Source organism: Vibrio sp. 1562 (genome assembly GCF_033340155.1).
Lineage (GTDB): Bacteria > Pseudomonadota > Gammaproteobacteria > Enterobacterales > Vibrionaceae > Vibrio > Vibrio alginolyticus.
This window is the reverse complement of sequence record NZ_JAWOVY010000015.1, coordinates 87,132-113,190: the sequence shown is the minus strand read 5'-3', so window position 1 is coordinate 113,190 and position 26,059 is coordinate 87,132. Positions and strand designations below refer to the sequence as shown.

Sequence of the window (26,059 nt, the reverse complement as noted above, 5' to 3'; positions counted from 1 at the left end):
AGGAGAGACTTGAACTCTCACACCTTGCGGCGCCAGAACCTAAATCTGGTGCGTCTACCAATTCCGCCACTTCCGCATCTATTCCTAACTGCTCTGATAAAAAGAACATTTAGGAATGGTGGCTACGACGGGATTCGAACCTGTGACCCCATCATTATGAGTGATGTGCTCTAACCAGCTGAGCTACGTAGCCAAAACCGTATTTTTTGTTCTCAACGCTTTGTTGCCTTGTCGTTGGGAACGGCGCGCATTATGCGAAGTTGAGTGAGATCCGTCAACAGTTTTTTTTAATAAATTTCGGAAAAAACCTCGTTCGCTTCCTTTTTAAACAAAGAGGCGTGTTTATGATCTAAAACTGGAAATAAATTAGCTTGCAGTTAGGTAATTTATTTTTGCTCATTTACTTAAGGTATTAAAAAAGCCAGCTTAGCAGCTGGCTTTTAGTGTAAATGAAGTGTTTAGAATTCATTCATTTAATTAAACATTGAAGCGGAAGTGTACAACATCACCATCTTTTACGATGTAGTCTTTACCTTCTAGACGCCATTTACCTGCGTCTTTTGCGCCATTTTCACCATTGAATTGGATGAAATCGTCGTAACCGACTACTTCTGCACGAATAAAGCCTTTCTCGAAGTCAGTGTGGATCTTACCTGCCGCCTGAGGTGCAGTTGCACCAACAGGGATTGTCCAAGCACGTACTTCTTTAACACCTGCTGTGAAGTAGGTGTGTAGAGTCAGTAGTTCGTAACCAGAGCGAATTACACGGTTTAGGCCCGGCTCTTCGATCCCCATATCTGCTAGGAATTCTTCGCGATCTTCATCTTCCAGTTCAGATAGTTCAGATTCGATAGCCGCACATACAGGTACAACGACATTGTTTTCTTTTTCTGCGAACTCACGAACCGCATCTAGATATGGATTATTTTCGAAGCCATCTTCGTTTACGTTTGCAATGTACATAGTTGGCTTCAGTGTTAGGAAGTTTAGATAGCCGATTGCTGCTAACTCTTCTTTAGATAGCTCAACCGTGCGTGCCATGCCGCCTTCAGTTAGTACTGGTAACAGTTTTTCTAGTACGGTTAGTTCAAATTTTGCGTCTTTATCGCCGCCTTTTGCCTTCTTCGCGTTACGTTGAATCGCTCGCTCACAAGAATCTAGGTCAGCCATTGCAAGTTCAAGGTTGATCACTTCGATATCTTCAATAGGTGAAACTTTACCTGAAACATGAACAATGTTTTCGTTTTCAAAACAACGTACAACGTGGCCAATCGCGTCTGTTTCACGGATGTTAGCTAGGAATTTGTTACCTAAACCTTCACCACGTGATGCACCAGCAACAAGACCAGCGATGTCCACGAACTCCATCGTCGTTGGAAGAACTCTCTGTGGGTTAACGATCTTAGCTAGTGCGTCTAGACGTAGATCTGGCACAGGAACCACACCAGTGTTTGGTTCAATGGTACAGAACGGGAAGTTTGCTGCTTCGATACCCGCTTTAGTTAGTGCGTTGAACAGAGTTGATTTACCTACGTTAGGTAGACCAACGATGCCACATTTAAAACCCATGATAGTAACCTTATTCAGCTTTGAACGTGTGGAGGCGATTTTGTGCTTTAGATAGGCCATCCTTAATCAGGATATCTAGACAACGAACAGCCTCATCAGCTGCTGCATCTAAAAGCTCTTGCTCTTTAGCTGGCGCTTTACCTAATACAAAACCCGCCACTTTATCTTTGTGTCCCGGATGACCAATGCCAATACGAAGACGATAAAAATCTTTGTTATTGCCCAGTTTGCTAATGGTGTCACGCAGACCGTTGTGTCCACCGTGACCCCCACCTTTTTTAAACTTAGCGACACCTGGCGGTAAGTCTAGCTCGTCATGAGCAACCATGATCTCTTCAGGTTTAATTTGATAAAATTTCGCAAGCGCTGCGATCGATTTACCTGATAGATTCATGAAGGTGGTTGGGATAAGCAAACGGAGATCCTGGCCATTGACCATAATGCGTCCTGTTAGACCAAAAAACTTTGGTTCGTTCTTCAGTGTAACGTTGTGAACGCGTGCTAATTCTTCTACAACCCAAGCGCCCGCATTGTGACGAGTTCTGGCGTATTCTGGTCCTGGATTAGCAAGACCAACAAGAAGTTTGATTTGTTGACTCAAGGTTAGGATCTCTCTGGAATCTCAAAAAGCGCAGTATGATAGCACAGAAAACTCGCGGTGGGCGACCAAGGGATTTTCTAGTTATCAGTACAAATAAAAAAACACCCCAAAGAGGGGTGCTTTTGAAATCAGTGTAACTGAAATGTTCGTATTAGTTGAACATTGCAGAGATTGACTCTTCGTTGCTGATACGACGAATCGCTTCAGCCAGCATGCGAGATAGGCTTAGTGTTGTCACTTTACCTGTTGCAGCCATCTCTTTAGACAGAGAGATAGAGTCAGTTACGATAACTTGGTCAAGAACTGAGTTCTTGATGTTATCCGCAGCGTTGCCTGAGAATACTGCGTGAGTAGCGTAAGCGAATACACGCTTAGCACCGCGCTCTTTTAGTGCTTCAGCTGCTTTACATAGTGTGCCACCTGTGTCGATCATGTCATCAACGATCACACAGTCACGACCTTCAACATCACCGATTAGGTTCATTACTTCAGAAACGTTTGCACGTGGACGACGCTTATCTACGATTGCGATGTCGATGTCGCCTAGTGCTTTTGCTGTTGCACGAGCACGAACAACGCCACCTAGGTCAGGAGATACCACTACAGGGTTATCTAGACCGCGAGCCTGCATATCTTCAAGTAGCACTGGCGTGCCGAAGATGTTGTCTACAGGTACATCGAAGAAGCCTTGAATTTGCTCTGCGTGTAGGTCGATAGTTAGAACGCGGTCAACACCAACGTTAGATAGGAAATCAGCAACAACTTTTGCAGTAATTGGCACACGCGCAGAACGTACACGACGGTCTTGGCGAGCGTAGCCGAAGTAAGGGATAACTGCAGTGATACGGCCTGCTGAAGCACGGCGCATTGCATCAATCATAACAACCAATTCCATTAGGTTGTCGTTAGTCGGTGCACAAGTGGATTGAATGATGAAAACATCGCTACCACGAACATTCTCATTGATTTGAACTGCAACTTCGCCATCAGAAAAGCGAGAAACAGATGCATCACCAAGAGAGATGTAAAGACGATCAGCAATACGTTGGGCTAGTTCAGGTGTTGCGTTACCAGCAAATAGCTTCATATCAGGCACGGTGGAAACCTCGGGTTTGCGTCCAGTTTAAATAGGTCGGTGTGAGGCTGATTGGTATTCAGCCAAAGTCTCTTTTAATGGCGAAATATTGCGCCCTTGAGCGATAAATGCCGAGACTTTATCAGAGAGTTGTGCAAGGATAGTTTCTGCTTCAGATTTGCTCGAAAATTCAGCAAAAACGCAAGATCCTGTCCCCGTCAATCTTGACGGCGCGTATTGTAGCAGCCAAGAAAGTTGCTTATCAACCTCTGGGTAGAGCATTCGTACAATTTTTTCGCAATCGTTTACGCTTGGCGTATTTAAAAGTGTTTCTAGATCTCGTTTTGGGGTGTTTCGCGTCAGATCTGGATGACAAAAAACGTCGACGGTTGCAATAGATACATTCGGTCTGACGACTAAATACCATTTTTCTTCGGGATAAGCAGGAGAGAGTTTTTCACCAACACCTTCAGCAAAAGCTGCAAATCCGCGCACAAATACGGGCACGTCTGCGCCTAGTTTTAAACCTATTTCAGCCAGTTCGTCGTCAGTTAGATTCAGTTGCCATAAGTAATTCAGTGCCACTAATGCTGTAGCTGCATTCGATGAGCCCCCACCAATGCCTCCACCCATAGGCAGCACTTTCTGTAGCTCAATATGCGCGCCAAAAGGGCAGTTTGAGTAAGTTTGAAGCGCGGTTGCTGCTTTCCAAATTAAATTGTCTTGAAGGGGCACACCTTCTATGTCTGGAGAAATCGTAATATCACCAGAATGGTTCGCTTGAATGGTGAGCTCATCGCCGTGATCGACGAATTGGAATAAGGTTTGTAACTCGTGGTAGCCATTCTCTGTACGGCCGTTGATATATAGAAAGAGATTCAATTTCGCTGGTGATGGCCAGCGTGTTGAAAGTTCAATCATTGGGTGATGTTCCATTTTGTGATCACTAGATTTATTTTGACATCAGCTGTGGTGAGTTTCAGCTTATTTGGCAGAGGGAGAGACTGTTCATGCCATTGAACGTCGCCATATCGTTGATATGCAATGCTCCAATCATTTAAACCAATTTGTTTGTTTAACGCTTGCAGTGTATTGGTTGGAGACAGTTGGAATTTGTCGGCATCGGTCGGTAGACCTAATAGCCAGTCAGGCATGTGATCGACGGGCATCATCAACCCTGTAAGACGGTAAATCAGCTGGTTAGCACTGCGAGAAGAAAGGACCTGATCATCGTAAGTTTCTACTGTGGCGCCTTGTGGGGTGATGGTGAGCTTTAATGCCGTTTGTCCGAGAATCGTTGTTAAACGCAACTGGCTTAGTGCTGAAGAATGTTTCCAGTAGAAGTTTAAATTTTGTCTTTGGTCTGGGCCAATATAACCAAGTTTCCCCGTTGCTTGAAAATCTTGGATGGTTTCGAGTCGCTGCTCATGAGCTTGCCATTCAACGCTGGTAACACTTTCAGGAACGGACGAACAACCAGCGAGCAGTAAGCTCGACAAGAAAAAAAGAATAAAGGAGCGTAACGTCATGTTTGATGGCTTATTAATCAGTTTCATCGGGAATCGCTCACAACTATAGCATTGAAAAGTCGCACTTAGGAAAACAAATCCGGCTTACCCTTTCAATAAATGCGTGCTTACAGTAAAATTCTGGACCTATTTTATAACCTATCCCAGAGATACCACGTTAGATGTCCTTGCTTGCTATTGGAATTAATCACAATACAGCGTCTGTCGACTTGCGAGAGAAGGTGGCGTTTGGTCCGGATAAACTCGGCCCTGCACTCGAGCAACTTAGAGAGCACGAAGCAGTTAACGGCAGTGTGATTGTTTCAACCTGTAACCGAACTGAGTTGTACTGCGATGTTAAGCAAGGAGCGCGAAACAAGTTGATCGATTGGCTTGCTCAATTTCATCAAGTGAGCCGCGAAGATTTAATGCCGAGTTTGTATGTTCATGAAGAGCAAGCAGCAATAAAGCATTTGATGCGCGTATCGTGCGGTCTTGACTCTCTGGTGTTGGGTGAGCCTCAAATTTTGGGGCAGGTAAAGCAAGCATTTTCTGACTCGCGAGATCATCAAGCCGTCGATGCCTCGATTGATAAACTGTTTCAAAAGACGTTCTCAGTCGCCAAACGGGTAAGAACAGAGACAGATATTGGTGGTAATGCCGTGTCCGTGGCTTATGCGGCATGTACACTGGCAAAACATATTTTTGAGTCGTTATCAGATTCAACCGTGCTTTTGGTTGGTGCGGGTGAGACGATTGAATTGGTCGCGAAGCATTTAGCGTCCAACGGTTGCACAAAAATGATTGTCGCGAACCGCACTAAAGAGCGCGCGCAAGGCTTAGCGGACCAATTTGGCGCAGAAGTGATCAGTTTGAACGAAATTCCTGAACATTTGGCGAAAGCGGATATTGTGATTAGCTCAACGGCGAGCCCATTGCCTATTATTGGCAAAGGTATGGTCGAAACGGCTCTAAAGCAGCGCCGGCATCAACCTATCTTGTTGGTCGATATTGCGGTGCCGCGAGATGTAGAGTCGGAAGTCGGTGAACTGAACGACGCATATCTGTATTCTGTTGATGACTTGCAATCTATCATCGACAGCAACATTGAGCAGCGTAAAGTCGAAGCGATTCAAGCTGAAGCGATTGTTAGTGAAGAAAGCGCTGCATTTATGACATGGTTGCGTTCACTGCAAGCCGTCGATAGTATTCGCGACTATCGCAAATCAGCCAACGAAATTCGTGAAGAGTTACTGAGCAAAAGTTTGCAATCTTTAGCGGCAGGCGCAGATCCGGAGAAAGTGCTGCGCGAGCTGAGTAATAAACTCACCAACAAACTGATTCACGCTCCAACTCGCGCATTGCAAAGTGCAGCAGAGCAAGGCGAACCAGCAAAATTAACGATTATCCGCCAAACACTTGGCTTGGATGATCTATAACTCACGCTTTTTATTAAGAAAACGACACTATGAAAGCCTCTATTCTGACTAAGCTAGAAACGCTAGTAGAACGTTACGAAGAAGTTCAACATCTTCTTGGTGATCCTGATGTAATTGGAAATCAGGACAAATTCCGTGCTCTATCAAGAGAGTACTCTCAGCTAGAAGAAGTAACCAAGTGCTTCCAAGCTTATCAACAAGCACAAGAAGATCTTGTCGCCGCTGAAGAGATGGCAAACGAAGACGACGAAGAAATGCGTGAAATGGCGCAAGAAGAAATCAAAGAAGCGAAAGCGACGATTGAGCGTCTTACTGATGAGTTACAGATTCTTCTTCTGCCAAAAGATCCGAACGATGATCGTAACTGTTTCCTAGAAATTCGTGCAGGTGCGGGTGGCGACGAAGCGGGTATCTTCGCGGGTGATCTATTCCGTATGTACAGCAAGTACGCAGAAAAGCGTGGTTGGCGTATCGAAGTGATGTCTTCTAACGAAGCAGAACACGGCGGTTACAAAGAGATGATCGCGAAAGTAAGCGGCGACGGTGCATACGGCGTGTTGAAGTTTGAGTCAGGCGGTCACCGTGTACAGCGTGTTCCAGCAACAGAGTCTCAAGGTCGTGTGCATACTTCTGCTTGTACAGTAGCAGTAATGGCGGAAATCCCTGAAGCGGATCTGCCAGAAATCAAAGCCGCAGACCTGAAAATCGATACGTTCCGTGCATCTGGCGCGGGTGGTCAGCACGTTAACACCACGGATTCTGCAATCCGTATTACCCACTTACCAACGGGTACGGTAGTAGAGTGTCAGGATGAGCGTTCACAGCACAAGAACAAAGCGAAAGCAATGGCGGTTCTTGCTGCTCGTATCGTTCAAGCGGAAGAAGAGCGTCGTGCCGCAGAAGTGTCTGATACACGTCGTAACCTTCTAGGTTCTGGTGACCGTAGTGACCGTATTCGTACCTACAACTACCCACAAGGTCGTGTGTCTGATCACCGTATCAACCTGACCATCTATCGTTTGAACGAAGTGATGGAAGGTGACCTGCAGAGCTTGATTGATCCTGTGATTCAAGAGCACCAAGCAGACCAACTTGCGGCGCTCGCAGAGAACGGCTAATCGATGAGCCAAGTTCAATCGATTGAGCAAGCACTGAAAAGTGCGACGGCGAAACTGGCAGAAGGCGGCAAAGAGTCGCCTTCTCTCGATGCAGCTGTACTCCTTTGCCATGTCCTTGGCAAACCACGAACTTACCTGCTGACCTGGCCAGAAAAAGCATTAGAAGCAGAGCAAAAATCTCAGTTTGACGCTCTACTTGAACGACGTTTAACTGGTGAACCCGTCGCTTATATTATTGGTGAGCGAGAGTTTTGGTCTCTACCGTTCAAAGTTTCTCCCTCTACCTTGATCCCAAGACCGGATACAGAACGTTTGGTCGAGGTTGCACTCGATAAAACCTACGAGCAAACTGGGCCTATTTTAGATCTTGGAACGGGTACGGGAGCTATCGCCATCGCGCTTGCATCTGAAATGCCAAAGCGTCAAGTGACGGGCGTAGACCTTAAGCAAGAAGCGAAAGCACTTGCAGAGTACAATGCTGAGCAGCTAAACATCAAAAATGTGACCTTTGCTCAAGGCAGTTGGTTTGAGCCTATTACAGAAGGTACGAAGTTTGCTTTAATTGTCTCCAACCCGCCATATATTGATGAAAAAGATCCACATTTATCCCAAGGTGATGTGCGCTTTGAGCCAAAATCTGCATTAGTTGCTAAAGAGAATGGCTTAGCTGATATTCGTTATATCTCGGATCTTGCTCGTCAGTATCTTGAAGTGGGCGGTTGGCTGGCATTTGAACATGGTTATGATCAAGGTGAGGCGGTGCGTGAGATAATGCGTGGCTTTGGTTACCAACAGGTCGTTACGGAAAAAGATTACGGTGGTAACGATCGAGTAACGCTCGGTTGTTTTGCCTGTTAATCACGGAAGTCAGCAAACACTAACTAAAAAGAGAAGAAAAATGTACGTAGCTCTAAAACACATACACTTAGTGACGATTGCGCTCAGCGCGACACTATTATCGATCCGATTCGTGTTAATGATGATGAACTCACCGAAGCGAAATAATCGCTTTTTGAAAGTGTTTCCCCACATCGTTGATACTGCATTGCTAGTGTCAGGTATCGCGCTTATTTTCATTACTGGTTTCATCCCGTTTACCGATGCCGCACCGTGGTTAACAAACAAAATCACCTGCGTACTGGCGTACATTGCGCTTGGATTCTTCTCATTGAAACTTGCGAAAAACAACCTACTGAAGATATTTGGCTTTTTCGGCGCATTGGGTTGGTTGGTCATGGCTGCAAACATTGCTGTGTCTAAGAGCCCTACGTTATTTGGATAGACGTCATGTTAGAGTTTTTTGACGAAGATTTTGACAATATACCGTTGGTGGAAGGTGCGCTTGAGCTCAACAAAGCGATTAACCCAGAAACCAAAGTACATTGGGCGAAACAAGAGTTAGAGCGTCTTTACAAAGATGCAGAAGCCACGCTTGTTCATGAAACCGATGAAGAGCAACGATTTGATGCATTCCTACGACTGTTTTTCCACGAGTGGGGGTTCAAAGGCGACGAGCAGGAATACTTTATTTCGGACAACAGCTTCATCGATAAAGTGTTGGAGCGCAGAAAAGGTATTCCTGTGAGCTTAGGTTCGATTTTGTTATACCTAGGCAAAAAGCTGGGGTTCCCGTTGAAGGGAGTTACTTTCCCTACTCAGTTCCTGTTAAAAGTCGACTGGATGCATAAGAAGCCAGACTACATCAACCCATTTAATGGTGAGTATGTAGGTGAAAGGATTCTTCAAGCTTGGCTTATTGGCCAGGAAGGACCGCTAGCTCAGCTAAAGCCTGAACATTTTGAGGAAGCTGACAACCCAACAATTATTGGTCGCTGGTTGGCGTTGATTAAAAGTGCGATGTTGCGCGAAGAGCATTATACGCTGGCATTACGTTGTACGAATCTTGCTCTAACGTTTGTGCCAGATGACCCATACGAAATTCGTGACCGTGGTTTTATTTTCCAACAGCTAGAGTGCCCTCAAGTAGCGGTATCAGATTTTCAGTACTTTATTGACCAATGCCCTGACGATCCGGCTTCTGAGCTACTAAAATCACAAGTTAATGTGATGAGTGAAACGCACGTCACACTTCACTAATTTTATCGATGTGCCGAACTGTGGCGTATCGTGGACAGAAAAAGAGAATCAAAATGGAACAGAAAATCGTTAATATCGGCGACATTCAGGTTGCTAACGACAAGCCATTCACCCTATTTGCAGGTATGAACGTTCTTGAGTCTCGTGATCTTGCGATGCAGATCTGTGAGCACTACGTAAAAGTAACGGAAAAACTTGGTATTCCTTACGTATTTAAGGCGTCGTTTGACAAAGCAAACCGCAGTTCTGTTCATTCATACCGTGGTCCAGGTCTGGAAGAAGGTATGAAAATCTTTCAGGAGCTGAAAGACACTTTTGGTGTAAAGATCATCACGGACGTTCACACTGAAGCGCAAGCTCAACCTGTCGCTGACGTGGTAGACGTTATTCAGCTTCCTGCATTCCTAGCTCGTCAAACTGACCTTGTTGAAGCTATGGCCAAAACAGGTGCGGTTATCAACGTGAAGAAACCTCAATTTATGAGCCCTGGTCAAGTGGGTAACATCGTTGAGAAGTTCGCAGAATGCGGTAACGACAAGATCATCCTATGTGAGCGCGGTTCTTGCCACGGTTACGATAACCTAGTTGTAGACATGCTTGGTTTTGGTGTGATGAAAAATGCTTCGAAAGGTAGCCCAATCATCTTTGACGTAACGCACTCACTACAAATGCGTGACCCATCAGGCGCAGCATCTGGCGGCCGTCGTGAGCAGACAGTTGAGCTTGCAAAAGCGGGTCTAGCGACAGGCATCGCAGGTCTATTTATCGAAGCGCACCCAAACCCAGACCAAGCGCGTTGTGATGGCCCATCTGCACTGCCTCTAGACAAGTTAGAGCCATTCTTAGCACAAATGAAATCGCTTGATGATCTAATCAAGAGCTTTGCAGATATCGATATCAAGTAAACGCCAGATGACTGGTGGTAACAAATACTATAGCCAACCGAGTGTTGGCTATTTTTTTATCTGAAAAACTGTAAATTCTCAAACTTGTTACTGATGAATTTGTTATTGCTAAACAATGCATCATAATTATTAAATCAATGTGTTAGGGTGCACGTGGTTTTCAAATAGATCGAATGCTTAAAATGTGCGTCAGTAATCCCAATAAGAAAAAGGTAAATAAATGAATCAGCGTCTGATGATCAAAACTGTTTTGAGTGCCGCTATCTTGGCCTCGTTAGCTGGGTGTGCTACGCAACCTGCACCAGAATGGAATGCCGATACAACCTATAAATTGACCGTGTTGCACACTAACGATCATCATGGTCGCTTTTGGCAAAATCGATACGGTGAATATGGCATGGCGGCGCGTAAAACGTTAATCGATGATTTGCGCGAAGAAATACAGGCTGAGGGGGGGAGCGTGTTATTGCTTTCTGGTGGTGACATCAACACAGGAGTACCTGAGTCTGATTTACAAGATGCCGAGCCGGATTTTAAAGGCATGAGCAAAATTGGTTACGATGCGATGGCTCTAGGTAATCATGAGTTTGATAATCCATTGGACGTGCTATTCAAGCAGCAAGAGTGGGCAAACTTTCCGATGTTGTCTGCCAATATTTACGATAAAAATACTGGCAAGCGTTTATTCCAACCATACGCGATGTTTAACAAGCAGGGCATTAAAATTGCGGTCATTGGTCTTACAACCGAAGACACAGCGAAACTTGGCAACCCTGAATTCATTGAACAAATTGACTTCCGTGACCCAAAAGAAGAAGCCAAGAAGCTGATTGCAGAACTGAAAGAAACAGAGTATCCAGATCTGATTTTTGCTGTCACGCATATGGGACACTATGAAAATGGTAATAGAGGCATCAATGCTCCTGGCGATGTGGCGTTAGCTCGTTATTTGAATGACGGCGATCTCGACATGATCGTTGGAGGACACTCACAAGAACCTGTGTGCATGGAAGGTCCAAACGTTATCAAAAAGAACTTTAAACCAGGTGATGAATGTCAGCCCGATAAACAAAATGGTACCTTTATTGTTCAGGCACATGAGTGGGGGAAATATGTGGGACGCGCCGATTACGAGTTTCGTAATGGCGAACTCTCGATGGTGAGCTACGATCTAATCCCTGTAAACTTGAAAAAGAAAGTTAAAGTTGATGGTCAGTCGCAACGAGTCTTGATCCAAGAAGAGATTAAACAAGACGAAATGATGCTTGAGTTTCTTCGTCCTTATCAAGAAAAAGGTCAGGGCAAACTAAACGTGAAGATTGCAGAATCTAACGGTAAGCTTGAGGGTGACCGCAATGTGGTTCGTTACCAGCAAACAAACTTAGGCCGATTAATTGCAACGGCTCACATGGAACGTGCGAAAGCAGATTTCGCCGTAATGAATTCTGGTGGTGTTCGAGATTCGATTGCTGCGGGTGATATTACTTATAAAGACGTGCTCACTGTTCAGCCATTTGGCAATATGGTTTCTTACGTTGATATGACGGGTAAAGAGGTATTAGATTATCTAAATGTCGTTGCAACTAAGCCTGTTGACTCTGGTGCTTATGCACAGTTTGCCGGCATTGCGATGAGTATCAATAATGGTGAGGTAACCAATGTGTTTATTGGTAATAAGCAACTTCGCTTAGATGGTAATTACCGCTTTACCGTACCAAGCTATAATGCTGCTGGTGGAGATGGTTACCCTAAAATCGACGATCATCCAGGGTATGTAAATACAGGTTTTACCGATGCTGAGGTTTTGAAGGATTATTTAGAAACACATAGCCCTATTGATGTTAATGAGTATGCCCCTTCAGGTGAAATCACGTATTTAGTTGATACGGCGATTGATCAGTAACCCAACAGAGAAAAAGCGATTGACTCAAACTCGCTGATATCATTAACTAAAAGCGCAGATCCAATTCAATCTGCGCTTTTTGTTTTTATGAGGAGAATCTTGATGACTCCGGCCATTAATCTTGCGAAAAAGAAAAAAATTCCACACACGATTCATCAGTATGAGCATGACCCTAGAGCCGATAGTTATGGCTTGGAGGCTGCTGAAGTACTGGGGCAGGATCCGAAAACAGTATTTAAAACCTTGCTGTTCTGCTTGAACGGGGAGCCAAAGAACCTTGCGGTTGCGATTATCCCTGTTGACCAAAAGCTGAACCTAAAACTGGCGGCGAAAGCAGCGAAGGGCAAAAAGGCCGATATGGCTGATCCGGAAATCGCCCAAAAGACCACAGGTTATGTCGTTGGTGGAATTAGCCCACTAGGGCAGAAGAAAGCCTTACCTACTTTTTTGCACGAAAGCGCAGCAGAGCAAGACAAAATCTGTGTGAGTGCTGGTAAACGTGGTTTAGAAATTGAGTTAGCCCCGAGAGATTTGCTGAGCTTAACTCGTGGTCAGTTTGCACCTCTTTGTTTGTAAACTCATGACAAATAAAAAGGACGCTCATGAGCGTCCTTTTTTGATCTTGCCTGTCAGTGAAGCGTTACTTCTTCAGACTCAATGTACCACCAGTGCGTTTAGCTGGTTTGCTTGGTTTCGCGGCATTTGGGTTCATGTAATGCTGCTTAGGCTTACTCAGTGATTGAGGCTTGTTTGCTGAATGCGTATTGCTCGATGCATCTGGTTTACGGTGCGATTTACCATGCTCGCCTTGCGGTCTGCTGCGTTCACCTTGTGATTTCGCTTTGTAATGTTCTTTAGCTGGACGTCCGCCTTCATCATCACGCTGACGACGCTTTTGTTGACCTTTTTTCGAGTTTGGTGCATGACGGAATTCATCAGCATTGTTACCGCGGAAAGTTCGTGTCTTCTGGTTACGACGAGCAGTAGAATCTTGGTTTTCTTCACGGCTATCAAACAGCTTCGCGTCGGTCGCTTTACGAATGTTGCGACCTCTAGAGTCTGTTTTTGATGCTTCTTCTGTACCTACCGAGCCTTCACACATTGCTAGGATCTCTGCCACTTCTTCGTCACTTAGATAACGCCATTTCCCATTGGGAATACCATCAAGAGAGATATTCATGATGCGTACGCGACGCAGCTTGAATACTTCATAGCCCAGCGCTTCACACATGCGACGGATCTGACGGTTAAGTCCTTGAGTGAGCACAATACGGAAAGAGAATTTAGTTTCTTTCGTTACCTTACAAGGTAGGGTGACTGTGTCGAGAATCTTAACGCCACTCGACATCTGTTTGAGAAACTCGCCTGTAATTGGCTTGTCCACGCGTACGACGTACTCTTTTTCGTGGCTGTTGCCTGCGCGAAGGATTTTGTTCACGATGTCGCCATCGTTGGTCAAAAAGATCAGACCATCAGAGGGTTTGTCTAAGCGGCCGATCGGAAAGATACGTTTTTGGTGGCCGATGAAATCAACGATGTTTCCAGGGACGTCTCTCTCAGTTGTACAGGTGATGCCTGTTGGTTTATTGAGAGCGATATAAATCGGCTTCTCTTTTGCTGCCACTGGCTTACCATCCACACAAACATCATCACCAGGTAGCACTTTTGTCCCCATTTCAGGTTTGTTGCCATTAATGGTGACACGGCCTTGCTCAATCAGTCTGTCTGCTTCACGGCGTGAGCAAAACCCCGTTTCACTGATGAATTTATTTAATCGTTTAGCGTTGTCTTGTGACATTTTTGTCTCCTAACGTTTCACAACGGCGAATGAAGCTCCCTTCCTTTAAGGGGAAGGAAGAATAAGGGCGGGCATTCTAGCATTAGGGTGAAATTTAGCCTAACCGTTTTTGGTGACGTTCGCGGGTTTCTAATTTCTTTTCCGCACTTTTTCTAAGTAGGACGTAAACGGCTCCAGTTCCACCGTGAAAGCGTTGCGCACTATGGACGCATTGGACTTCCTTTATTTGTCGTAGCCAACTGCTAACAAAGCTTTTCATCATTGCAGGTGGATTTGAGCGTTCTCCTCGACCATGGACGATAACGACCGTTCTAATGTCCATTGATAGGCATTGCTTTAAAAACGTCACGACTTCATCACGTGCTTCTTTCAATGTTTTACGGTGCAAATCCAAGCGAGCTTGGATTGGATACTTACCAAGGCGAAGTTTGCGGTAAACCCCGTCCTGTACACCATCACGTTTGAACTCAACAAAGTCCTCTGGCTTGAGCATTTCAGCGTGATCAAGTGATAGGTATTCTGGGTCATCTTCCGTTAACCAGATTGCTGCTTCGCGTTTTGCGAGCTGTGCTTCTGTTACTTGGTGTACTTTTTTGTGTTCGGTGGTGTCTTGAGTGATTGGCTTTACATCGCCCATCATCTGTTGAAATAGATCAAAATCGTCGTCGTGAGACATAGCAGTAATCTCATTAAGAACAGGGAAGAATAATAGGATTATATCAATGAGTGGTGCATTGAGATCAAATAAAAAACCGGAGTAGGCAAGTAACCGACTCCGGTGCAAAGCGTTTCTAGAGCTAAGCGAGATCTAGTGAGGAGATTTGTCGTTCATGATCTTGTATATGAAGAAACCGCCGTAAAATAACATCAGACCAATTGCCCCAAAAATTACTATCATTGACGATAGACCCACTGCATTACCAAATAGGAGATCAAGCCAAAAGTCCATACGTTTCCTCCAAGATGTTCCCGACAGGAATAAACTAAATGGCGGTGTCTTGTTGCACACTGATCTGGATCAATTATGTTGCTAAGGTTAATAAACTGTATTTTGTTGTGAGTTATCAGTCACATTTTACGTGCTAGTGTTCAGTTATTCATCAAACGAATTAAGACCTAAGGTTTTTTTGTAAAAAGCACTTGCGCCACAGTTCAGAATCCGTAATATACGCATTCGTTGACGGGGACAATTCCTCAGTTAAACATCTCGGTGAATAGCGCAGCTTGGTAGCGCATCTGGTTTGGGACCAGAGGGTCGGGGGTTCGAATCCCTCTTCACCGACCACTTTTAGAAAGCCTGCTCAATGAGCAGGCTTTCGTCGTTTTTAGCGCTAGTAATTTTAGACTTCAATAGTATCGAATCAAATTGGGGTTCGCCTGATGTTCGAATATGGCACTTCACCGACACGTATTGAGAGGAAGGCTCTACAGAAATGTAGGGCCTTTTCATTTTTTAGAGTGAGTAAATTTATTACTTGATGTCACACGAGATAGTATTGATAGGAGTTTCAGAAGTAGTGAAGCAGACATAAGCGGTCTTTGGGTGATTTGGACCAATCTTGACGTAACCCGCTTTTAAATCGTCTTCATCAAACGTTACTGAGTGAGATTTGCTTGTATTTCCATCATAGTAAACCGCTTCAAAGCCTTGGTTCATCATATGTGCAACGCGATTTCGAGTGTGGGCTGTTGAAAACGTGATGTTCGCGCAACGCATCATTGGTTTTTCGGTAATAAGAAATTGACCACTCTCTTTATCTAAAACACCGCCTTTTACTTCCGGAGTTATATCAATAGCTTGAAAAGCTTCTACGTTGCATGGCGGTTTAGCATAAGACAGCGAAGAAGTGAGCATAATTCCAATCGTGTATAGGAATAAATATTTAAATTTCATATGAGTTGTTTTGTATCCACTTAGCTTAACGGCGTTTTATAAGAAAGTTTGAATGAATTTTAAATGGTTGTATTTAAATAATTATATTTAAATGGCATTTTTCAAACAATCACTAGATATCACAATTTGCTTGGCGCGTCTTACCCAGTGGTTTGATGTTAAATCCCCGATTTTTAAGCAGTTCAATCAGGTTATCTTTACCTACTAAATGCAAGCCACCAACAACAACGGTGTAACGACCCGATTGCTGAGGTAGAACACTGCCAGTGTCGAGTTTTTTAGCCCAATCTCGATTACGCTCGTATAAAAAGGCTTGGTTAAACTCTTCTGTTGTATGATCGGTCAAAGAGGCTTCGACCAACATGCTACCATCACCACTCTTCCAACTCTCTATCAAGCATTGAACCAACTCTTCTCCGCCATCATATTCTTCAATTGATGAGAGAAGTATCTCTTTACCGCCTTCTGATTGACCTGCGATTAAATCGATTTGGAATTGCACGGACTCTAGTGGAATGACCGGGATTTGCTTTTTATCAGCGAGTCCTATTAAGTGCATGTCGACCCCTTTATCAGAGACATACCCCAGTTTGTTGACTAAAGCGAGTTGGATGGTGAATGCGGCCATCCAAGGTGGGGAATTTAGGAGTTGAGTTTCTGGCAAACCTAAATCTTGGGCAATTTCAATTAAGTGGCGACGTTGAGCTCTGTCTAAAACATCTTTAGAAAGAATGGTTGTTTGTGGGTAAACCAAGCCTTCAGAATTCCTGACGTCTGCTTCAATAATCAACCCTGTGCTTTGGCTTAAATGCTGGATGACCGTTCTAGGGAGTGGGTACATCGTTTTATCCCCCACATGTACCGAGCCAATAATCATAAGTTCGGTTTCCCCTTTTTTTGCTAACCAATGCTGTGGCTCTGCATAAGATGAAAAAGGAGTCAAAGTAACAAGTAGAGATGATATGAGCGTCAAGAGACGAAACATAGAATGGTCCTCAGATAAGATACCTTTAAACTTTATACGCAAAATAGCGTGAGGTTAAGTGCAATTTCTCCAGTGGGGTATTCGACAAAATCGTCATTTCTAAAAATATTGACGAGTTTTGACGACGAATAAATGAGAGTCACTTCACGAAAGGTAAATAGGTAATTCGCTTACTAATGGCTCACAAAATAATTAGGCGTGATCCAAATCTTACAAAATCAGTCGTAACTCATGAATATAAGTGACCTAGATCGCAGCAAACTCGTCAAAACAAGTTGTTCGATTTTGACGTGTATTGTAACTCCATGAAAATTAGGTTTTTATTATTTTTTCTGAGTGTCATTTTTTGAACTGGATCACTTCCTATTTCTATTTATTTTACGCTTAGAAATAACAGGTTGTATGTTGAATGTAACGGTTAGGCACCTCGCATTTGAGGGGCCGAGATTTTTATCATTGTCGTTTTGAACCACTGACTTTTTTGGGGAAGTAAGATGTTTAAACCTAGTCTGATTGCTGTTTCTGTTATCACTACATTAGCAGGTTGCTCTGCGCTGCAAAGCTCTGAACAACAAGTTGTAAATTCGTTGGCTAATAATCTTGATATTCAATACCAAGTGTTGACTAACCACGGTGCAAACGAAGGTCTTGCTTGTCAGGACTTAGGGGCTGAGTGGGCGTCTTGTAACAAGGTAAACATGACGCTGGTTAACCAAGGTGAAGCGGTTGACTCAAAAGATTGGGCTATTTACTTCCATAGCATTCGTCTGATTCTGGATGTTGAAAACGAACAGTTTAAAATCTCTCGCGTAACGGGTGATCTACACAAACTAGAACCAACAGATAAGTTTGATGGTTTTGCTGCGGGTGAAGAGGTTGTGCTTCCTCTTGTTGCTGAATACTGGCAGCTATTTGAAACTGACTTCATGCCAGGCGCTTTCGTTGCTGCACCAAATGCAGAGCCTAAGATGATCGCTTCTCTTAACACAGAAGACGTTGCATCTTTCGTGACTGGCCTTGAGGGTAACAACCTAAAACGTACGCCAGATGACAACAACGTATTTGCGAGCGCTGTGTCTCGTTTCGAGAAGAACGAAGATCTAGCAAAACAAGACGTATCAACCACGTTACTACCAACGCCAATGTCTGTTGAAGCAGGTAAAGGTACGGTAGATATCGCGGCGGGTATTGCGCTGCCTAAAGACGCATTCGATGCGGCTCAATACGCAGCAATTCAAGGTCGTGCAGAAGTGGTAGGTGTGGATGTTCGTGGTGATCTTCCTGTAAGCATCACTGTTGTTCCTGCAGACTTCACCGGTGAATTGGCAAAATCTGGTGCTTACGAAATGAGCATCAAAGGCGACGGTATTGCGATTAAAGCGTTTGACCAAGCAGGTGCTTTCTACGCAGTACAATCTATCTTTGGCCTGGTAGATAGCCAAAATGCTGATTCTCTACCACAACTGTCTATTAAAGATGCGCCGCGTTTTGATTACCGTGGTGTGATGGTGGACGTGGCTCGTAACTTCCACTCTAAAGACGCGATTCTTGCAACGCTTGACCAAATGGCCGCGTACAAGATGAACAAACTACACCTTCACCTAACGGATGATGAAGGCTGGCGTTTAGAAATCCCGGGTCTGCCAGAGCTGACTGAAGTGGGTGCTAACCGTTGTTTCGATTTGGAAGAGAAAAGCTGTTTACTGCCTCAGCTTGGCTCAGGTGCAACGACAGACAACTTTGGTTCTGGCTTCTTCAGCAAAGCAGACTACGTGGACATCTTGAAGTACGCGAAAGCGCGTAACATCGAAGTGATTCCTGAAATCGATATGCCAGCACACGCTCGTGCAGCAGTGGTATCAATGGAAGCACGTTACGACCGTCTAATGGAAGAAGGTAAAGAAGCAGAAGCGAACGAGTACCGCCTGATGGATCCTCAAGATACATCGAACGTAACGACGGTTCAGTTCTACAACAAGCAAAGCTTCATCAACCCATGTATGGAATCTTCAACTCGCTTTGTTGATAAAGTGATTTCAGAAGTAGCAGCAATGCACCAAGAAGCGGGCACGCCGCTAACAACATGGCACTTTGGTGGTGACGAAGCGAAGAACATCAAGCTAGGCGCTGGTCTGCAAGACATCAACGCAGAAGACAAAGTAAGCTGGAAGGGTAACATTGATTTGTCTAAGCAAGACAAGCCATTCGCACAGTCACCACAATGTCAGACGTTAATTGCAGACGGTACGGTAAGCGATTTTGCTCATCTACCAAGCCACTTTGCAGAAGAAGTGTCGAAGATGGTGGCAGAGAAAGGCATTCCAAACTTCCAAGCTTGGCAAGATGGCCTTAAGTACAGTGAAGGTGAGAAAGCGTTCGCAACAGAAAACACGCGTGTTAACTTCTGGGACGTTCTTTACTGGGGTGGCACATCATCAGTGTACGAATGGTCTAAGAAAGGTTACGACGTTATCGTTTCTAACCCAGACTACGTATACATGGACATGCCGTACGAAGTTGACCCGAAAGAGCGTGGTTACTACTGGGCGACGCGTGCAACAGATACTCGTAAGATGTTTGGTTTTGCACCAGAGAACATGCCTCAGAACGCAGAAACCTCTGTAGACCGCGATGGTAACGGCTTCACTGGTAAAGGTGAAATCAAAGCGAAACCTTTCTATGGTCTATCAGCACAGCTGTGGTCTGAGACAGTACGTAACGACGAGCAATACGAGTACATGGTATTCCCTCGCGTACTGGCAGCCGCTGAACGTGCATGGCACCGTGCTGATTGGGAAAACGACTACAAAGTGGGTGTTGAATACTCGCAAAACTCTAACCTAGTAAACAAAGCTGCGCTAAACCAAGACTACAACCGCTTTGCGAACGTACTTGGCCAACGCGAACTGGCTAAGCTAGAAAAAGCGGGTATCGACTACCGCCTACCTGTACCAGGCGCGAAAGTTGAAGAGGGTAAACTGGCAATGAACGTTCAGTTCCCGGGTGTGAAGCTTCAATACTCTCTAGACGGCAAGAACTGGCTAACTTACGCAGATAGTGCTCGTCCAAATGTGAAAGGTGAAGTGTTTATCCGTTCCGTGTCAGCAACCGGTGAGAAAGCAAGTCGAGTGACCAGCGTGAAATAACTCAATTCTTGTAAGTTAATTTTTTGGCAAAGCCTCAACATCATGTTGGGGCTTTCTTTATTTTTTGAGGAAATTAAGCGTGATCGATGTCTAATTATTTTTCATTGATAAATAAGTTTTTGGTTGCAATGGTCAAGGTTATTGTGAACTGGATCGACTTAATCTGCTAAATATCAATAAACAACCTGTTTATGATCACACTTCTATTTTTTGAATAATTTTATAAAAATACGATAAGTGCCTGTATTTCCCATGTTTTTATCAGGGTTGTTGAGCTTCGGTTTGAACAAGATCACTTTTTAAAATGTTTTATTTTCCATCGCGAATTAATTAAAACAATATTGCGAACGCCAAGGAGGCACATTCCAAAGTTTGCGATAAAAGGGAAGAGATGCCCTCTAAAACTATCGCATAACGTGAATAAATAAAGGCAGTAATTATGAAAAACATTTTTGCACTGAGTGCTCTTTCTCTCGCTTTCGCTTCTAGCGCTTTTGCTGGTTCTTCTTACGTAACAGGTAATGTTCAATTCCACGATGATGGTCGAATTCATGGTTCGGACGTTACGTCTACACTGGAAGCTGGTCATACTTTTGATAACCAATTCGGCGGCTTTACGGTTTACACCGAATTTGATGGTATTCAGTTGGGTAAACTGGAAACAGAAAACGGTGGCGCAGGTAACACAACACCAGCAATCACTGTGGGTGGTGAGCAGTCATTTAATATTACCGATCATTTATGGGTTGCCGCGGGTTACCAACACCTGTTCTCTGCTGGCGAGAATGTACAGTACCGTCCATTGGTTAAGATCGGTTACAACTTCGATAACGGCATCTCCTTAAGTAACCGTACTCGTGCGCACATTGATGCGACAGACGCAGATGCGGATACAGATTACCGCATGGACAACCGCATCGGTTACGTGATGAATGAGGATGTGACGCTAAGCTACAACAACGTCTACATGATTGAAGCGGAAACCATGGACCACGAGCTTCGTGCAACGTGGACTCGTAAAGGTGTTCAACCTTACTTTGAGTTCCGTAGTCAAGCACACGGTGCAGAAAACGCGAGTGGTGACAGCCTAGTGAATAACGCTTTTGTATTTGGTGCCTCTTACGGCTTCTAATTTTATATTTGTCTTAACTGTCCATTAAGAAAAAGCCCAGCGGTTTATCTCGCTGGGCTTTGTTTTTATTGGTCGTTGCCTTCGTGGTGGCTATATTCGAACACTTGGCCTTTTTCGTTAAAGGCGTAAACGGTGTAGCTGTCTTTTTTGTCGCCATATTCCATACCAGGGGAGCCCATTGGCATGCCCGGTACTGATAGGCCTTTTGCGTTACGTGGTGGATTTTTCAAAAACGCTTTAATGTCTTCGGCTGGAATGTGACCTTCGAACAGATAGCCGTTGATCTCTGCCGTGTGGCAAGAGTAAAGCTGTTCGTTCTTGATGCCTAGATCGCGTTTGATGGCGTTCATGCCATCGTGCAATTTTTCTTCGACCGTAAAGCCGTTCTCTTCCATGTGTTTTGTCCATTCTCCACAACAGCCACAGTATGGCGATTTATGGTTAATGACATCGGCTGCCAATACGTTGGCGGACACGGTCGCAAGCATTGCAAAGGTCAATAGTTTCAACTTCATAATACCCTCAAAAAGAAGTGGTTATTTTACTGAAAACAGTCGTAGTCGATTTGCATTACTAACGACAGTAATTGAAGACAGTGCCATTGCCGCTCCTGCGACAACAGGACTGAGCAAAAATCCAAACGCTGGATAAAGCACACCAGCGGCAACTGGAATACCCAACGAGTTGTAAACAAAGGCTCCAAATAGGTTTTGCTTCATGTTCTTAAGTGTAGCGCGAGAGAGTTCAATCGCATGTACTACCGCCATTGGTGACGTGTTCAGGATGGTCATTTGCGAACTTTCAATGGCGACATCACTGCCGCTACCCATAGCAATACCGAGGTTGGATAACGCGAGAGCAGGGGCGTCGTTAATGCCATCCCCCACCATTGCCACGACATGTCCTTGAGATTGAAGTTGCTCAATGTGCTGAGCTTTCTCATCTGGCATTACTTGGGCAATCACTTCATCAATACCAAGTTCTTGGCCGATAGCATTGGCAACGTGTTGGTTATCGCCCGTCAGCATTACCGTTTTGATGCCTTGCGATTTTAATGCAGAGAGCGCTTGTTTCGCATCTGATTTGATCGGGTCGGCAATGGCGATCAGACCGATCAGTTCGCCGTTCAATGCCACAGCTACCGGAGTCCACGCATTTTTTGCGCATTCATCGATGGCAGATTTTAGTGCGCTAGTCTCGACGTTCTCTGCTTGCATAAATTGAAGCGAACCAATGAGCAGCGGTTTATCTTGATACGTCGCCAAAATGCCGCGCCCGCGAACGTTCTCAAACTTGTCTAATGAGACATCCTTTGCGTCGTGTCGTTTGGCGTAATCACATACCGCTTTTGCCAGTGGGTGCTCAGACTGACGCTCTGCTGCATACGCTAAAGCCAATAGATCTTCTTGGCTGGTGGCGTGAGTAAACACTTGCTGAACGCTAGGTTTACCTTGGGTAAGCGTGCCAGTTTTGTCGAATACAATCGTGTCGACTTTGCTTGCCAATTGAAGGGCGTCGGCGTCTTTGATCAGAATGCCGAGCTCTGCGGCTTTACCCACTCCCACCGTGACAGAAAGTGGGGTTGCTAAGCCTAGAGCGCAAGGGCAGGCGATGATCAGGACGGTTGTGGTGACCACCAGCATATAACTCGCTTTTGGCTCTGGGCCAACGGCAAACCAAACGAGTGCGGCCAGTATTGCTATGCCAACAACGACAGGGACAAACACCGATGAAATCTGGTCTGCCAGTTTCGCGATGGCTGGCTTACTGCTTTGCGCTGTGCGCACCATGCGGATGATACGAGCCAGCATGGTATTTGCGCCAATGCCCGTTGCCTCAATGACTAATCCACCATCGGTATTTAATGTCCCAGCAGACACTTGAGCCTCTTGCGCTTTTAACACTGGTACTGGTTCACCAGTGAGCATCGACTCATCAATGTATGATTCACCTTGAATCACAACACCATCAACAGGCACTTTCTCGCCTGGTTTGATACGCAGTTTCATGCCTAGCGTGATTTGCTCAACCGCGATTTGTTGATCGCCTTGTTCCGTGATTACCGTAGCTTGCTGAGGTTGCAGGTTAATCAGAGCTTGCAATGAGCGTGTTGTGTTTGCTTTGGCTTTTGCTTCTATATAGTGACCAAGAGAAATTAAGCCGATGATCATTGCACTCGCTTCAAAGTACACGTGGCGTGAAGCAAGAGGGAACCAGTCTGGGAAAATCACCACAAGCATCGAATAGAACCACGCTGCGCCAGTACCGAGCGCGACTAACGTGTCCATGGTGGCGCGCTTGTGAGTAGCTGCTAACCAAGCGTTACTGAAGAAGTGTTTCCCCGCTGTGGCAAGAAGGAGTAAACATACGATACCGATCGCGCCCCAAGCTAATTGGTCGTTGGTGTTGCGAATCATCATATTGCCGCCAGCAACGCCCCAAATCATTAAAGGGGCACCGACGACAAGGCCAGCAATAGCATCCAGTTTGAAGCGTTTTTGCTGCTGACGTTGTTGCTGAGCTTGCTTTTCTTGCTGGGTTGCGGCGCCTTGTAGGATCTCTGCTTGGTAACCGGCTTGTTTTACCGATTCAACAATTGCGTTAAGGAGGTCATCAGAGTCTTGGCTTGCGAATATTAGTGCGCTTTGTTCTGCAAGGTTGACCTGTGCTTTCTCAACGCCTTCTACGTTAGTAAGTGCTTTCTCTACTGAAGATACGCAACTCGCACACGTCATGCCTTGAATCAGCATTTGCAATTGAATACTCGCTGGTGGCACCTGCGTATCTTTAATATTGCTTTGCTTTTCTACCTGTTCGGTCTCTGGTGAGCTTTCGTTCTCTACTTCAACAGAATCAAGGTTGGCGGTATAGCCGAGTGTTGCTATTAAGTCGATCACTTGTTGCTCGGAGAGGAGGGTACGAATCTCTAAGTGCGTTGTTGAAGCCTCAAAAGAAATAACGTCTTGATTAGATTCTAATAAAGATGAAAGTTTTTTGACGCAACCGCCACAGCTTAAGCCTGAAAGGTTTAGTTCGTAGTGATTTCCTGCTTGGTAACCAAGAGATTCAATCGACGAGACGAGCTCTTTAAGAGAAGACTCGGTTTTGACCTCTACTTGCGTCGGGGACAAATTGAGGATCTCCACATCGTGATTCGCATGTAAAGCATTCTCAACTTTTCTCGCACAGCCCATGCAGTTGAGCCCTGATAAAGGTATAACTAACTGATACATAATCTGCACCTCAATAGTAGTGATGCTATGAGCTTAAACCTTCCTGCAAGGGTAAGGTCAATACCCATTTGCTACTCACAACAATTTCGTCAAAATCTCTCGAATCCCACAAGTGCACGGTCATTTTACTTGCGAGTGATCTCAAGGTTTTTTCTCTTTGAATATAAAGTTCCGTTAAAACACCTAAAAGATGAATGAAGTCGCTCACGTTTTTTAGATGCTCTCAATGTCAGTTCAGTGTCAAAACGTACTTTTAACGTTTTTTATTTTTTATATTTGATTTTAACTAATTGTTTTTTATTGATTTATTTTATTTTTGATCTTCTCATTTTGAAGCCGCTCAGATTGCTGTAGGGAAAGTTTTTTAGTGCGAAAAAAGTTTGTCATATTTGCCCCGTCCAAACACTGTTTCAAGTTCCTGCCATGTCCTAGTTAGTGAATTTGAAAATGGAAAAAACTAAAAATATAGGGGTTTATAATGTCTTACCTAAAGAAAAGCCTACTTGCCACGGCAATTACCGGCATGATGTTCAGTGGTGTTGCATTTGCTGATGGTGCAAACAGTGACGCAGCAAAAGAGTTTCTAACCAAAGATTCATTTTCTTATGAAGTTTACGGGATCATCGCGATGCAGGCCGCGTACCGCGATTACGATTCTGGCAGCAAAGCAACGGACGATGACTTGGGTGGCATGCAGCTAAACAACGAATCTCGTATCGGTTTCCGTGGTAAGAAACAATTTGCTAACTTCGACCCTACTTTTATTTGGCAAATCGAAGGCGGTTATGTAGACCCTAGCTTTGGTGGCGAGGGCGCAGGTCTTGGTGAACGTGACACATTCGTCGGTTTTGAAAGTGCATCTTGGGGGCAAATTCGCCTGGGTCGCGTTTTGACACCTATGTACGAATTGGTTGACTGGCCAGCATCTAACCCTGGCCTGGGCGATGTATACGACTGGGGTGGTGCTATTGGTGGCGCCAAGTACCAAGACCGTCAATCAAACACTATCCGCTGGGACTCTCCAATGTTTGCTGACAAATTCTCCCTAGATATCGCAGCTGGTGCAGGTGATAAAGCAGGTCTAGGTGAAGGGGATGACTACTGGGGTGGTATCGCTGCACACTACAAAATTGGTCCTATCCAGTTAGATGCGGCATATGAAGGTAACCGTAATATCAAGATGGAAAGCCAAACGTGGGAAAACAACACGTACTTGGTAGGGGCACAAGGCTGGTTTGATAACGGAATCTCTTTCTTCGCGCAATACAAATACATGGAGGCGGACGCAAGCAATGGTGTGAGTGAAAAGCAAGATGCAATGTCTGCCGCTATCATGTACACCACGGGTGATTGGCAATACAAACTGGCTTACGCCGCTAACTTTGATCTAGAGCGTGATGGTAAGAAAATTAACGATACAGCGGATGATGTGTTATCAGCACAAGTTATGTATTTCGTAGACCCATCGGCAGTGCTGTACGTGCGTGCTCGTACTCTAGATTTTGGAGACGGTGCGTCTCAATTAGATAAACCAACAGAAGCACGTTGGAAGTCTGCTGACTACGACGAGTTCTCTGTAGGTGTTGAATACTACTTCTAATTAAAGAAGCAGCTAAAAGGGCGGAAACGCCCTTTTTATCTTGATACTTATTCAAA

At 44.8% G+C, this 26,059-nt stretch carries 23 protein-coding genes and 2 tRNA genes; 12 read left to right on the top strand and 13 right to left on the bottom strand.

What is annotated here, in order from left to right; all coding sequences use genetic code 11:
• Positions 1-116: 116 nt before the first annotated feature.
• From R7Z49_RS16125 to lolB, 6 genes are all read right to left on the bottom strand, one after another.
• Positions 117-193, bottom strand: a tRNA-Met gene (locus R7Z49_RS16125).
• A gap of 284 nt (positions 194-477) precedes the next feature.
• On the bottom strand, positions 478-1,569 hold the full coding sequence (gene ychF, locus R7Z49_RS16120) for a redox-regulated ATPase YchF (RefSeq protein ID WP_005393178.1): 1,092 nt from the start codon (positions 1,567-1,569) through the stop codon (positions 478-480).
• A gap of 10 nt (positions 1,570-1,579) precedes the next feature.
• Positions 1,580-2,170 carry an aminoacyl-tRNA hydrolase gene (gene pth / locus R7Z49_RS16115; RefSeq protein ID WP_005384112.1) on the bottom strand — a complete coding sequence of 197 codons (591 nt, stop codon included), beginning with the start codon at positions 2,168-2,170 and terminating at the stop codon, positions 1,580-1,582.
• Between the two features lie 151 nt (positions 2,171-2,321).
• Complete coding sequence (locus R7Z49_RS16110; protein ID WP_005393176.1) at positions 2,322-3,266, bottom strand: ribose-phosphate pyrophosphokinase; 945 nt, start codon at positions 3,264-3,266, stop codon at positions 2,322-2,324.
• Positions 3,267-3,293: 27 nt separating this feature from the next.
• Positions 3,294-4,166, bottom strand: coding sequence for a 4-(cytidine 5'-diphospho)-2-C-methyl-D-erythritol kinase (ispE, locus tag R7Z49_RS16105; protein ID WP_064369040.1), 873 nt, complete (start codon positions 4,164-4,166; stop codon positions 3,294-3,296).
• A complete protein-coding gene (gene lolB / locus R7Z49_RS16100; RefSeq protein ID WP_017634843.1) occupies positions 4,163-4,801 on the bottom strand; it encodes a lipoprotein insertase outer membrane protein LolB in 639 nt (212 codons plus the stop codon). Before lolB ends, ispE begins: the two co-directional genes overlap by 4 nt.
• Positions 4,802-4,935: 134 nt before the next feature.
• Here lolB and hemA point away from each other — a divergent pair, with 134 nt between their 5' ends.
• From hemA to ybaK, 8 genes are all read left to right on the top strand, one after another.
• Positions 4,936-6,192: a glutamyl-tRNA reductase gene (gene hemA, locus R7Z49_RS16095; RefSeq protein WP_005384104.1), complete on the top strand. Its 1,257-nt coding sequence runs from the start codon at positions 4,936-4,938 to the stop codon at positions 6,190-6,192.
• Positions 6,193-6,221: 29 nt separating this feature from the next.
• Positions 6,222-7,310, top strand: coding sequence for a peptide chain release factor 1 (gene prfA, locus R7Z49_RS16090; RefSeq protein ID WP_005382222.1), 1,089 nt, complete (start codon positions 6,222-6,224; stop codon positions 7,308-7,310).
• 3 nt (positions 7,311-7,313) lie between these two features.
• A complete protein-coding gene (gene prmC / locus R7Z49_RS16085; protein ID WP_115385795.1) occupies positions 7,314-8,168 on the top strand; it encodes a peptide chain release factor N(5)-glutamine methyltransferase in 855 nt (284 codons plus the stop codon).
• Positions 8,169-8,208: 40 nt separating this feature from the next.
• The gene (locus tag R7Z49_RS16080) at positions 8,209-8,592 is read left to right on the top strand and encodes a SirB2 family protein (RefSeq protein WP_005382225.1); all 384 of its coding nucleotides are present in this window, start codon (positions 8,209-8,211) and stop codon (positions 8,590-8,592) included.
• 5 nt (positions 8,593-8,597) lie between these two features.
• On the top strand, positions 8,598-9,407 hold the full coding sequence (locus R7Z49_RS16075) for a SirB1 family protein (protein ID WP_005384098.1): 810 nt from the start codon (positions 8,598-8,600) through the stop codon (positions 9,405-9,407).
• A 53-nt stretch (positions 9,408-9,460) separates the two neighbouring features.
• On the top strand, positions 9,461-10,312 hold the full coding sequence (gene kdsA, locus R7Z49_RS16070) for a 3-deoxy-8-phosphooctulonate synthase (protein ID WP_005384095.1): 852 nt from the start codon (positions 9,461-9,463) through the stop codon (positions 10,310-10,312).
• 220 nt (positions 10,313-10,532) lie between these two features.
• Positions 10,533-12,215, top strand: coding sequence for a bifunctional UDP-sugar hydrolase/5'-nucleotidase UshA (ushA, locus tag R7Z49_RS16065; protein WP_132937040.1), 1,683 nt, complete (start codon positions 10,533-10,535; stop codon positions 12,213-12,215).
• A 102-nt stretch (positions 12,216-12,317) separates the two neighbouring features.
• The gene (gene ybaK, locus R7Z49_RS16060) at positions 12,318-12,791 is read left to right on the top strand and encodes a Cys-tRNA(Pro) deacylase (protein ID WP_005384092.1); all 474 of its coding nucleotides are present in this window, start codon (positions 12,318-12,320) and stop codon (positions 12,789-12,791) included.
• Positions 12,792-12,855: 64 nt separating this feature from the next.
• On the opposite strand, the gene rluF is transcribed toward ybaK, so the two are convergent.
• From rluF to R7Z49_RS16045, 3 genes are all read right to left on the bottom strand, one after another.
• A complete protein-coding gene (gene rluF, locus R7Z49_RS16055; RefSeq protein ID WP_017634839.1) occupies positions 12,856-14,013 on the bottom strand; it encodes a 23S rRNA pseudouridine(2604) synthase RluF in 1,158 nt (385 codons plus the stop codon).
• Between the two features lie 94 nt (positions 14,014-14,107).
• A complete protein-coding gene (smrA, locus tag R7Z49_RS16050) occupies positions 14,108-14,689 on the bottom strand; it encodes a DNA endonuclease SmrA (protein ID WP_005382233.1) in 582 nt (193 codons plus the stop codon).
• Positions 14,690-14,821: 132 nt separating this feature from the next.
• Positions 14,822-14,962: a DUF3149 domain-containing protein gene (locus tag R7Z49_RS16045; protein WP_005382236.1), complete on the bottom strand. Its 141-nt coding sequence runs from the start codon at positions 14,960-14,962 to the stop codon at positions 14,822-14,824.
• Positions 14,963-15,221: 259 nt separating this feature from the next.
• Between R7Z49_RS16045 and R7Z49_RS16040 the strand changes: the two genes are divergently transcribed.
• Positions 15,222-15,298, top strand: a tRNA-Pro gene (locus R7Z49_RS16040).
• A 186-nt stretch (positions 15,299-15,484) separates the two neighbouring features.
• Here the strand turns inward: R7Z49_RS16040 and R7Z49_RS16035 are convergent.
• Together R7Z49_RS16035 and R7Z49_RS16030 are read right to left on the bottom strand one after the other, a co-directional pair.
• On the bottom strand, positions 15,485-15,868 hold the full coding sequence (locus R7Z49_RS16035) for a hypothetical protein (RefSeq protein WP_005384085.1): 384 nt from the start codon (positions 15,866-15,868) through the stop codon (positions 15,485-15,487).
• A 151-nt stretch (positions 15,869-16,019) separates the two neighbouring features.
• The gene (locus R7Z49_RS16030) at positions 16,020-16,892 is read right to left on the bottom strand and encodes a TraB/GumN family protein (RefSeq protein WP_054576682.1); all 873 of its coding nucleotides are present in this window, start codon (positions 16,890-16,892) and stop codon (positions 16,020-16,022) included.
• A 494-nt stretch (positions 16,893-17,386) separates the two neighbouring features.
• On the opposite strand from R7Z49_RS16030, the gene R7Z49_RS16025 reads away from it, so the two are divergent.
• Positions 17,387-20,038, top strand: a complete 2,652-nt coding sequence (locus R7Z49_RS16025) for a beta-N-acetylhexosaminidase (protein WP_186584436.1) — start codon at positions 17,387-17,389, stop codon at positions 20,036-20,038.
• A 439-nt stretch (positions 20,039-20,477) separates the two neighbouring features.
• Positions 20,478-21,170 carry an oligogalacturonate-specific porin KdgM family protein gene (locus tag R7Z49_RS16020; protein WP_005382004.1) on the top strand — a complete coding sequence of 231 codons (693 nt, stop codon included), beginning with the start codon at positions 20,478-20,480 and terminating at the stop codon, positions 21,168-21,170.
• A 65-nt stretch (positions 21,171-21,235) separates the two neighbouring features.
• Here the strand turns inward: R7Z49_RS16020 and R7Z49_RS16015 are convergent, their stop codons facing one another.
• Both R7Z49_RS16015 and R7Z49_RS16010 read right to left on the bottom strand, forming a co-directional pair.
• The gene (locus R7Z49_RS16015) at positions 21,236-21,685 is read right to left on the bottom strand and encodes a DUF411 domain-containing protein (RefSeq protein WP_318111824.1); all 450 of its coding nucleotides are present in this window, start codon (positions 21,683-21,685) and stop codon (positions 21,236-21,238) included.
• 21 nt (positions 21,686-21,706) lie between these two features.
• Positions 21,707-24,403 (bottom strand): heavy metal translocating P-type ATPase, encoded by a 2,697-nt coding sequence (locus R7Z49_RS16010; protein ID WP_186584435.1) that lies wholly within the window; start codon positions 24,401-24,403, stop codon positions 21,707-21,709.
• Between the two features lie 478 nt (positions 24,404-24,881).
• Here R7Z49_RS16010 and chiP point away from each other — a divergent pair, with 478 nt between their 5' ends.
• Complete coding sequence (chiP, locus tag R7Z49_RS16005) at positions 24,882-26,003, top strand: chitoporin (RefSeq protein WP_017819978.1); 1,122 nt, start codon at positions 24,882-24,884, stop codon at positions 26,001-26,003.
• Positions 26,004-26,059 lie beyond the last annotated feature (56 nt).

Bases quoted from the DNA above. Each gene is read 5' to 3' on its own strand.
- ychF (WP_005393178.1), bottom strand. From the start codon at position 1,569: ATGGGTTTTAAATGTGGCATCGTTGGTCTACCTAACGTAGGTAAATCA.
- ispE (WP_064369040.1), bottom strand. From the start codon at position 4,166: ATGATTGAACTTTCAACACGCTGGCCATCACCAGCGAAATTGAATCTC.
- lolB (WP_017634843.1), bottom strand. From the start codon at position 4,801: ATGAAACTGATTAATAAGCCATCAAACATGACGTTACGCTCCTTTATT.
- hemA (WP_005384104.1), top strand. From the start codon at position 4,936: ATGTCCTTGCTTGCTATTGGAATTAATCACAATACAGCGTCTGTCGAC.
- prfA (WP_005382222.1), top strand. From the start codon at position 6,222: ATGAAAGCCTCTATTCTGACTAAGCTAGAAACGCTAGTAGAACGTTAC.
- prmC (WP_115385795.1), top strand. From the start codon at position 7,314: ATGAGCCAAGTTCAATCGATTGAGCAAGCACTGAAAAGTGCGACGGCG.
- R7Z49_RS16080 (WP_005382225.1), top strand. From the start codon at position 8,209: ATGTACGTAGCTCTAAAACACATACACTTAGTGACGATTGCGCTCAGC.
- R7Z49_RS16075 (WP_005384098.1), top strand. From the start codon at position 8,598: ATGTTAGAGTTTTTTGACGAAGATTTTGACAATATACCGTTGGTGGAA.
- kdsA (WP_005384095.1), top strand. From the start codon at position 9,461: ATGGAACAGAAAATCGTTAATATCGGCGACATTCAGGTTGCTAACGAC.
- ushA (WP_132937040.1), top strand. From the start codon at position 10,533: ATGAATCAGCGTCTGATGATCAAAACTGTTTTGAGTGCCGCTATCTTG.
- ybaK (WP_005384092.1), top strand. From the start codon at position 12,318: ATGACTCCGGCCATTAATCTTGCGAAAAAGAAAAAAATTCCACACACG.
- rluF (WP_017634839.1), bottom strand. From the start codon at position 14,013: ATGTCACAAGACAACGCTAAACGATTAAATAAATTCATCAGTGAAACG.
- smrA (WP_005382233.1), bottom strand. From the start codon at position 14,689: ATGTCTCACGACGACGATTTTGATCTATTTCAACAGATGATGGGCGAT.
- R7Z49_RS16045 (WP_005382236.1), bottom strand. From the start codon at position 14,962: ATGGACTTTTGGCTTGATCTCCTATTTGGTAATGCAGTGGGTCTATCG.
- R7Z49_RS16035 (WP_005384085.1), bottom strand. From the start codon at position 15,868: ATGCTCACTTCTTCGCTGTCTTATGCTAAACCGCCATGCAACGTAGAA.
- R7Z49_RS16030 (WP_054576682.1), bottom strand. From the start codon at position 16,892: ATGTTTCGTCTCTTGACGCTCATATCATCTCTACTTGTTACTTTGACT.
- R7Z49_RS16025 (WP_186584436.1), top strand. From the start codon at position 17,387: ATGTTTAAACCTAGTCTGATTGCTGTTTCTGTTATCACTACATTAGCA.
- R7Z49_RS16020 (WP_005382004.1), top strand. From the start codon at position 20,478: ATGAAAAACATTTTTGCACTGAGTGCTCTTTCTCTCGCTTTCGCTTCT.
- R7Z49_RS16015 (WP_318111824.1), bottom strand. From the start codon at position 21,685: ATGAAGTTGAAACTATTGACCTTTGCAATGCTTGCGACCGTGTCCGCC.
- R7Z49_RS16010 (WP_186584435.1), bottom strand. From the start codon at position 24,403: ATGTATCAGTTAGTTATACCTTTATCAGGGCTCAACTGCATGGGCTGT.
- chiP (WP_017819978.1), top strand. From the start codon at position 24,882: ATGTCTTACCTAAAGAAAAGCCTACTTGCCACGGCAATTACCGGCATG.